The sequence below is a fragment of the Candidatus Krumholzibacteriia bacterium genome, from assembly GCA_029865265.1.
Classification (GTDB): domain Bacteria; phylum Krumholzibacteriota; class Krumholzibacteriia; order WVZY01; family JAKEHA01; genus JAKEHA01.
The window spans coordinates 1-8,758 of sequence record JAOUHG010000062.1 but is presented as its reverse complement, the minus strand read 5'-3'; the positions used below and the strand labels follow the sequence as shown (position 1 = coordinate 8,758).

General features: G+C 64.8%; 8 protein-coding genes. 7 read left to right on the top strand and 1 reads right to left on the bottom strand.

The genetic code is table 11. From position 1 onward, the window contains the following. A partial coding sequence (gene pckA, locus OEX18_15135) for a phosphoenolpyruvate carboxykinase (ATP) (GenBank protein ID MDH4338602.1) occupies positions 1-1,503 on the top strand: 1,503 nt, incomplete at its 5' end. Between the two features lie 80 nt (positions 1,504-1,583). On the opposite strand, the gene OEX18_15130 is transcribed toward pckA, so the two are convergent. Next, complete coding sequence (locus OEX18_15130; GenBank protein ID MDH4338601.1) at positions 1,584-2,282, bottom strand: porin family protein; 699 nt, start codon at positions 2,280-2,282, stop codon at positions 1,584-1,586. A 226-nt stretch (positions 2,283-2,508) separates the two neighbouring features. Between OEX18_15130 and OEX18_15125 the strand changes: the two genes are divergently transcribed. The 6 genes from OEX18_15125 to OEX18_15100 form a co-directional block, all read left to right on the top strand. Beyond that, positions 2,509-3,288, top strand: a complete 780-nt coding sequence (locus OEX18_15125; GenBank protein ID MDH4338600.1) for a ferredoxin--NADP reductase — start codon at positions 2,509-2,511, stop codon at positions 3,286-3,288. Between the two features lie 120 nt (positions 3,289-3,408). Then, positions 3,409-6,117, top strand: coding sequence for a pyruvate dehydrogenase (acetyl-transferring), homodimeric type (gene aceE / locus OEX18_15120; protein MDH4338599.1), 2,709 nt, complete (start codon positions 3,409-3,411; stop codon positions 6,115-6,117). Between the two features lie 19 nt (positions 6,118-6,136). Then, positions 6,137-6,613, top strand: a complete 477-nt coding sequence (locus OEX18_15115; protein ID MDH4338598.1) for a heme-binding domain-containing protein — start codon at positions 6,137-6,139, stop codon at positions 6,611-6,613. A 13-nt stretch (positions 6,614-6,626) separates the two neighbouring features. Then, the gene (locus OEX18_15110) at positions 6,627-7,706 is read left to right on the top strand and encodes a 6-phosphofructokinase (protein ID MDH4338597.1); all 1,080 of its coding nucleotides are present in this window, start codon (positions 6,627-6,629) and stop codon (positions 7,704-7,706) included. 15 nt (positions 7,707-7,721) lie between these two features. Beyond that, entirely contained in the window at positions 7,722-8,177 is a 456-nt protein-coding gene (gene rpiB / locus OEX18_15105; protein ID MDH4338596.1) for a ribose 5-phosphate isomerase B, read from the top strand. Between the two features lie 205 nt (positions 8,178-8,382). Further along, positions 8,383-8,758, top strand: a 376-nt coding sequence (locus OEX18_15100; GenBank protein MDH4338595.1) for a branched-chain alpha-keto acid dehydrogenase subunit E2, incomplete at its 3' end; no start/stop codon positions are given.

Sequence of the window (8,758 nt, the reverse complement as noted above, 5' to 3'; positions counted from 1 at the left end):
GAGGAGTTCGTGATGAACGGCGAGGGGCTCATCGCGGCCGACGGCCCGATGTGCGCCGAGACGGGGAAGTACACCGGTCGCAGCCCGGAGGACAAGTTCGTCGTCGAGGAGGCGTCGAGCAAGGACAAGATCTGGTGGGGCAAGGTGAACCGCCCCATCAGCGAGGAGAAGTTCGATCGCCTGCTGCACCGTGTGCAGGCCTATTTGCAAGACAGCATGGTCTACGTGCAGGATTGCTGGGCGGGAGCAGAGGTGTCCGAACGAGTGCCCATCCGCGTGATCACGCAGCTTGCGTGGCACTCGCTGTTCGCGCGCAACATGTTCATCCCGGTCACCGACGCGGATGATCTGCGCAATCACGAACCGCAGTTTACGGTGATTGGTGCGCCCGGCTTCAAGGCCGACCCGGCCATCGACGGCACGCGCAGCGAAGCATTCATCCTGGTGCATTTCGGGCGCGGCATCGTTCTGATCGGCGGCACGTCCTACGCGGGCGAGATCAAGAAGTCGATCTTCACGGTCATGAACTACCTGCTGCCGCTGCGCGGCGTGCTTTCGATGCACTGCAGTGCCAACGAGGGCCCCTCCGCCGACACGGCGGTGTTCTTCGGGCTTTCCGGCACCGGCAAGACGACGCTGTCGGCGGATCCCAAGCGCCGCCTCATCGGCGACGACGAGCACGGCTGGACCAACCACGGCGTATTCAACTTCGAAGGTGGCTGCTATGCCAAGGCGATCCGGCTCTCCGCGGAAGCCGAGCCGGAGATCTTCGCCACCACGCGCCGCTTTGGTACCGTGCTCGAGAACGTGGTTGTGGACGAGCTGACCCGCGAGATCGACCTCGACGACGCGTCCCTCACCGAGAACACGCGCGCATCGTATCCCATTACGCAGATCCACAACGCCAAGCTGGAGGGTATCGGCGAGCACCCGCGTAACGTGGTCATGCTCACCTGTGACGCGTTCGGCGTCATGCCGCCCATCTCGCGGCTGACGCCCGAGCAGGCCAGCTATCATTTCCTCTCGGGCTACACGGCCAAGGTTGCCGGCACCGAGCGCGGAATGGGCAAGGAGCCGCAGGCAACGTTCTCGACATGCTTTGGAGCGCCGTTTCTGGCGTTGCCACCCACCGTATACAGCGACCTGCTGGCGAAGAAGATCCGCGATCACAAGGCCAGCTGCTGGCTGGTGAACACCGGCTGGAGCGGGGGTGGGTTCGGCGTGGGTTCGCGCATCAAGATCGCGTATTCGCGTGCCATGGTGAACGCCGCGTTGGAGGGGAAGCTCAACGACGTCAAGTTCGTGAAGGACCCGATCTTCGGGCTCGACGTGCCCGGCGAGTGCCCCGGTGTGCCGACGGAGGTGCTCATGCCGCGGGATACGTGGGCGGACAAGCGCGCCTACGACGCAAAGGCGAGGGAGCTCGTTGCGCTGTTCGAGAAGAATTTCGAGCAGTTCGCCGACACGGTTCCGGCGGCGGTTCGATCGGCGGGCATGAAGTAACGGTTGCCTTCCGGTTGCCGCAAACGCAAGAGGGCGGCGGACGCGAGTCCGTCGCCCTCTTTGTTGGTGCCGCGTGACGCCTAGAAGACCCAGACGACGCCGAGCGCCATCGGGATGGATTCCGTGTTTGCCTGCTGTTCGGTCTCGCGTGTCTGACCCTGGACGTAGCGCCCCTCGATGTAGAGGTGGCGCACCTTGTCGATGACCAGTTCAATGCCCGCGCCGCCACCGTAACCGAGCACGTTCTCCGTGTACTCCGTGTTGACGATCCACTGCCGGTAGTAACCTCCGCACGCCAGGAGGTAGGGGCGGATGGTCTTCCCCACGGGCACGTACTTCAACTCGCCAAAAACGGTCAGGATGTTCAGGTCGTCCGGGTAGAGCGTGGTGGGACCATTCGAGAAGAAGAAATTATAACTGATGGAGATGCCGAGCCGCAGGTTGTAGCGGGTAACCCCGCCACCGATCCGGATGCCGAACGCCGGGTCGTAGCTGTCCTTGAAGGACTCGGGGAGGTAGTTGATGGACGAGCCCACCCCCATCGACATGTAGTACATCAATCGATCGTCCGCGCGCCGCACGCGGCGGATGGTGCCGGTCGTGTCCGCGGTCATCTCGGTCGGGCCGGCACCGCCTGTGGTGGGCGCCACCTCCTCGCCGGTGGTGGTGAGCGAGTCGTTCGCGGCCGAAACCGGGGTCTGTTGCTGGCCGTAGGCCAGCGATCCCCATCCAAGTGCGAGGGACAGGACAACCCCCCACAACGGCATCTTGCGTGTCATTCAATAGCCCCCAGAAAAAATGCGATATGTCTGCGAGAGAAGAGTCGGAACCCGGGCCGCATCTACGCGCCGGGGCCGCCGGTGGCTTCGGGGAACCGGAAGCCAACATTCTAGGCGGTGGTGCCGCAAAGTCAAGACCCTTTCGGGTCGTGGTGCTCGTCCCCGGCCGCAAGCGGGGTTCTTTTGCGCCGCACAGGTCCCGTGTGTTAGCGTTGCGCGCAACCCCATGGCCAGCACATACCACTACAACGCCACCATTTCCCGGCGCGAGGAGTTGCACGCGCACCTCATGCTGCTCTCCGTGGTGCCGGATGACGGGCCCTTCGCCCCGTTTCTGCCCGGCCAGTTCGTGTCCATCGGGCGCATCGCCGGCCGCGGCGCGTGTTTGATCAAGCGCTCCTACTCCATCGGCTCCTCTGCGCTGGAGCGCGGGGAGGTGGAGCTGTTCCTGGTCCACGTGGACGATGGTGAGTTCACCTCGTGGCTGTTCGAACAGCGGGTGGGAGCGCGCGTGTGGCTTTCCCCGCGCGCCAGCGGTGGTTTTACGCTCGACGGTTTCGCGGCCGGACGCGACCTGGTAATGGTGTCGACCGGAACCGCGGTGGCCCCCTACGTGTCGATGGTGCGCACCTTCGGCGGGAATCCGCCCTGGCGGCGCGCGGTTCTCTTCAACGGCGTGCGCTACGCGGCGGACCTCGGGTATTGCGCGGAACTCGAATCGTTTGCGGCGATGGATGAGCGCTTTCGATACCTGCCCATGGTCACGCGCGAGCCCGCGGACTCCGCCTGGCGCGGAGCGCGCGGCCGCGTGAGCGACATGCTGGTACCCGGCCGCTTCGCGGAAGCGGCCGGCTTCTCGCTCGACCCCGAGCAGTGTCACGTATTCCTGTGCGGGAATCCGCTGATGATCGAAGAACTTGAAGCGTCGTTGCACGGCCTCGGCTTCCGCAAGCATACCCCCGGCCATCCCGGCAACCTCCACCTGGAGAAGTACTGGACGGAATGAGCGCGTCGACGCAACGCGTTTCCTGAAATTGACTTAAGCCTTGGGCTGTCGTATCGTCTCCGCATGAGCACAACCCGGGACGAGAAGGCGGCGCAGGCGCAGCCGCGGGAGGACGACCCCATGTCGAGGAAGAAGGCGGCCGCGGATGCGCCGAAGAAGGATGCCGGCGCGGCGGAAGCGGCCGAAGACGACCGTCAGGAAATGCGCGAGTGGCTGGAGTCGCTCGACTACATCTATCAGACCGACGGACCGGGCCGTGTGCAGGAGTTGTTGCAGCGCCTGCAGGACCGCGCCACGTCGTACGGTGTGCGCGTCCAGTTCCCCGGCAACACGCCGTACATCAACACCATTCCACCGTCGCAGCAGCCGCGCTACCCGGGTGATCGCGCCATCGAGCGGCGGCTCAAGAGTTACATGCGCTGGAACGCGATGGCCATGGTGGTGCGCGCCAACCGCGAGGACGCGGGCATCGGTGGTCACATCTCGACCTATGCGTCGGCTGCGACGCTCTACGAGGTCGGGTTCAACCACTTCTTCCGCGGCAAGGATCATCCCGAGGGCAGCGATCTCATCTACTACCAGGGACACGCCGCGCCGGGAATCTACGCGCGCGCATACCTCGAAGGGCGTATCAGCGAGAAACATCTCGAGAACTTCCGCCACGAGTTGCGCGAGGAGGGGCTCTCGTCATACCCGCACCCGTGGCTGATGCCGGAGTTCTGGGAGTACCCCACCGTTTCCATGGGGCTCACGTCGCTGCTCGCCATCTACCAGGCGCGCTTCAACCGCTACCTCGAGCATCGTGGCGTTCTGGACACGTCCAGGCGCAAGGTGTGGGCGTTCATGGGCGACGGCGAGATGGACGAGCCGGAGGCGCTGGGCGCCATCACGCTGGCTTCACGCGAGCGGCTGGACAACCTGGTGTTCGTGATCAACTGCAACCTGCAGCGTCTGGACGGCCCCGTGCGCGGTAATGGCAAGATCATCCAGGAGCTGGGGGCGGCCTTCCGGGGTGCGGGCTGGAACGTGATCAAGGTGATCACCGGCGGCGACTGGGACCCGCTGCTCGCGCAGGACAAGGACGGCGTCCTGGTGCAGAGGCTCACCGAGGTGGTCGACGGCCAGTTCCAGAAGTATGCCACGGAGTCCGGGGAGTACGTTCGCAAGGATTTCTTTGGCGCCGATCCGCGCCTCATGAAGATGGTGGAGAACCTCACCGACGACCAGCTGCGCATGCTCAAGCGCGGCGGACACGATCCGGAGAAGGTGTACGCGGCATACAAGGCCGCCACCGAGCACACCGGTCAGCCCACCGTGATCCTGGCGTGGACCATCAAGGGTTACGGGCTGGGTGAGGCCGGCGAGGGGCGCAACATCACCCACCAGCAGAAGAAGCTCAACGAAGAGGAACTGCGCGCGTTTCGCAACAAGTTCGGCATTCCCATCGACGACGAGGACGTGGCCCGGGCGCCGTTCTACAAGCCGCCCGCGGACAGCGAGGACCTGGTTTATCTCAAGAAGCGGCGGGAAGCGCTGGGAGGATCCATCCCCGTGCGCCGCGAGAGCGCGCCCCCACTGGCAATACCGCCCGCGTCGATCTTCAAGGAGATGTACGTGGGAAGCGGAGATCGCGAAGTGGCCACTACCATGGCCTTCGTGCAGATGCTCACCACGCTGCTCAAGGACAAGACCATCGGGAAGAACGTGGTTCCCATCGTCCCCGACGAGGCGCGTACCTTCGGCATGGAGTCGCTCTTCCGGCAGGTGGGCATCTACTCCAGCCTGGGGCAGCTGTACGAACCGGTCGATCGCGAGACGCTCCTCTATTATAAAGAGGCCGTCGACGGGCAGATTCTCGAGGAGGGCATCACCGAGGCCGGATCCACGGCGTCGTTCATTGCCGCCGGTACCTCGTACGCCGCGCACGGCATCAACATGATACCGTTCTTCATCTTCTACTCGATGTTCGGTTTCCAGCGCATCGGGGATTTCATCTGGGCGGCCGGTGACATGCGCTGCAAGGGCTTCCTGCTGGGCGGCACCTCGGGGCGCACCACGCTGGCCGGTGAAGGGTTGCAGCACGAAGATGGACACAGCCACGTGCTGGCGCTTCCACACCCGCACCTGCGTGCCTACGATCCCACCTTTGCCTACGAGCTGGCGGTGATCCTGCACGATGGCCTGGAGCGGATGTACAAGAACAACGAGCAGCTCATCTACTACATCACGGTGATGAACGAGACCTACAAGATGCCGCCCATGCCGGAGGGGTCGCGCGAGGGGATTCTGCGCGGCATGTACCTGTTCCGCTCGTCCGGCAAGAAGGACGCGAAGAACCGCGTCAACCTGTTCGGAAGCGGCGCCATTCTCAACGAAGTGATCAAGGCGCAGCGCATCCTCGAGGACGCCTACGACGTGCCGGTGGATGTGTACAGCGTGACCTCGTACAAGGAACTCTATCGCGATGCCATCGACTGCGAGCGCTGGAACCTGCTGCATCCGGGCGAGGACGAGAAGGTGCCGTACGTAGCGCAGGTGCTCAAGGGCACGAAGGGCGTCTACGTGGCGGCGTCGGACTACATGAAGGTGCTTCCGGCGTCGATCGCGCGCTGGATACCGGGGCAGTTCGATTTCCTGGGCACCGATGGTTTCGGGCGCTCGAGCAATCGCGCCGGGTTGCGCGACTTCTTCGAAGTGGATGCGCGCTACATCGTTCTGGCCGCGTTGCGCGCGCTCGCGCGCGACGGGCACGTGAAGAAGTCGCTTCTCAAGGACGCGGTGGCCGACTTCGGGATCGACCCGGAAAAGCCCAACCCGCACTCGGACTAGGACGAAGACGGGGGCGTTTATGGTTCGAAAAATCGTTCTGGGGCTGGTTGCCGTATTCGTTCTGATCCAGCTCGTCCCCTACGGCCGCAATCACGCCAACCCGCCCGTCACCCGCGAGCCGCAGTGGAACAGCGTGGAGACCCGGGCCACCTTCGAGCGCGCGTGTGGCGACTGTCACAGTCACGCCACCACCTGGCCATGGTACAGCCATGTCGCGCCAGTGTCGTGGCTGGTGCAGCACGACGTCGACGAAGCGCGGGCCAATTTCAACGTGTCCACGGTGGTCTCGCACGACGAGGGCCATGAGTCAGCCGAGGAGGTTCTCGAGGGGAAGATGCCTCCGAGAATCTACCTCGTTGCGCACCCGGAGGCGCGCCTGAGCGACGCGGAGAAGAAGGCGTTCGCGATCGGTCTCGACGCCACCTTCGGACGCGACCGTGCGCGCGGCGAAGAGAGCGAAGGGGAGCTGGGCGAGAAGTCTGGATACCTGGACTGATCGCAAACGCACCATGACGAAGAAGATCGGCATCGTAACCGGCGGGGGCGACTGCCCCGGATTGAACGCAGTCATTCGCGCCGTGGCCAAGGCCGCCCTCCGTCACGACTGGCAGGCCATTGGTATCCTCGGCGGGTACGAGGGCCTCGTCGAACCCCAGCGCATCATGCCGCTCTTCTACCGCGATCTCGATGGCCTGCTCACGCGCGGCGGCACCATCCTGGGGACCTCCAACCGCGGCCGATTCGCCGCCAAGACCGGCTCCGGCGAGATCCGCCGGCTGCCGGCCGAGCTGCTCGAAGCAACCCGGCGCGGCATGGACAAGCTGGGGATGCACGCGCTGGTGGTGATCGGCGGTGATGGCACGCTTACCGTTGCACAGCAGATGCACGAACACGGTATTCCGGTGGTGGGCGTTCCCAAGACGATCGACAATGACCTCAACGGCACCGCCCTGACCTTCGGTTTCGACTCCGCCGTGGCGTGTGCCATGGACGCGCTGGATCGCCTGCACACCACGGCCGAGAGCCATGACCGCGTGATGGTGCTCGAGGTGATGGGCCGCTATGCCGGATGGATTGCTATCTACGCGGGGATTGCGGGCGGTGCCGACGTGATCCTGATTCCGGAAATCCCGTTCACCTGGGACAGCGTGTGCGCGAAGATCGACGAGCGCGAGTCGGCCGGCCGCCACTTCAGTATTGTGGTGGCCGCGGAGGGCGCGCGCGAGGTGAACGGCAAGTATGCGGTGGCAGCCGCCCAGGACAATCGCGAGCAGCGCCTTGGCGGCATCGGCCTGATTGTGGCGGACGAGATCGCGAAGCGTACCGGCAAGGAAACGCGCACGGTGGTGCTCGGGCACCTGCAGCGCGGCGGCAGCCCGACCAATATGGACCGCGCCCTGTGCACGATGTTCGGCACCCGCGCCGTCCGGCTGATCGCCGAGGGGAGTTTCGGCCGCATGGTTTCGTACACCGGTGCCGATGTCGTGGACGTTCCCATTTCGGAGGCGGTGAGCGGACTGCGCACGGTTCCGCTCGACGGGGGATTCATCACCACGGCGCGGGCCATGGGCATCGCGCTGGGGGATTAGCGAGGAGGGCGCAGGATGAAGGTTGCACTGGGGGCGGATCACGCGGGCTTCGAGCTCAAGGAACGCATCAAGGCGTTTCTGCTGGAAGGGAAACACGAAGTGCTGGATCTCGGCACCAACGGCACCGCGGCCGTCGACTATCCGGATTTTGCGGAAGCGGTGGGTGTTGCGGTGCGTGATCGTCGTGCCGAGCGCGGTATCATCCTGTGTGGAAGCGGTGTGGGTGCATCGGTGGCGGCCAACAAGATCCCGGGCGTGCGCGCGGGGCTGTGTCACGACCACTACTCGGCGCACCAGGGTGTGCAGCACGACGACATCAATGTTCTCGTACTGGGCGGGCGTGTGGTGGGGGAGTCCGTGGCGCTGGAGCTGGTGGGCGCCTTCCTCGACGCGCGCTTCTCGGGTGACGAACGCCACCGCCGCCGCCTGGACAAGGTCAAGGCCATCGAGAAGAAGTACTCGAGCAGTTGATCGAACAGGCTATTCGGGGGGCGGTCATGCGCGCGAACGCGACACCGGTCCTCCGCTCATGGTCCTCGCGCGAAACATTTGAAATCGCGCTGCGGAAATCGCGTCGGGCCGGTGTCGCGTCCGCGCGGCCGACCGGTACCGCCACCGTTGCGCTGGGCCGCGATATGCGACATAATCGCCGCTCACGTCTGAACCGGAGAATTCCATGATCGTCGAAATCAAGCTGCCCGAGATTTCCGAGAACGTCGACAGCGGTGATGTGGTGAAGGTGCTGGTGAGCACCGGTGACACCGTCGCGGTGGACCAGCCGCTCATCGAACTCGAAACCGAGAAGGCCGTCTTCGAGGTGCCCTCCACGGCGGCCGGCGTGGTGTCGGAGATCCGCGCCAACGTGGGCGACACCATCAAGGTGGGCGATGTGATCGCGCGTATCGACACCGAGGCGGCCCGGGGGGTGACAAAGGCCGCGCCATCCGCCGAGAAGAAGCCTGTGACCGCGCCGGAGAAGAAGGCGGCGCAGGAGCGCGCGCCCGGACCCCCGCAACCGGCGGCGTCCGGCGAGGGCGAGAACGAGGACAACG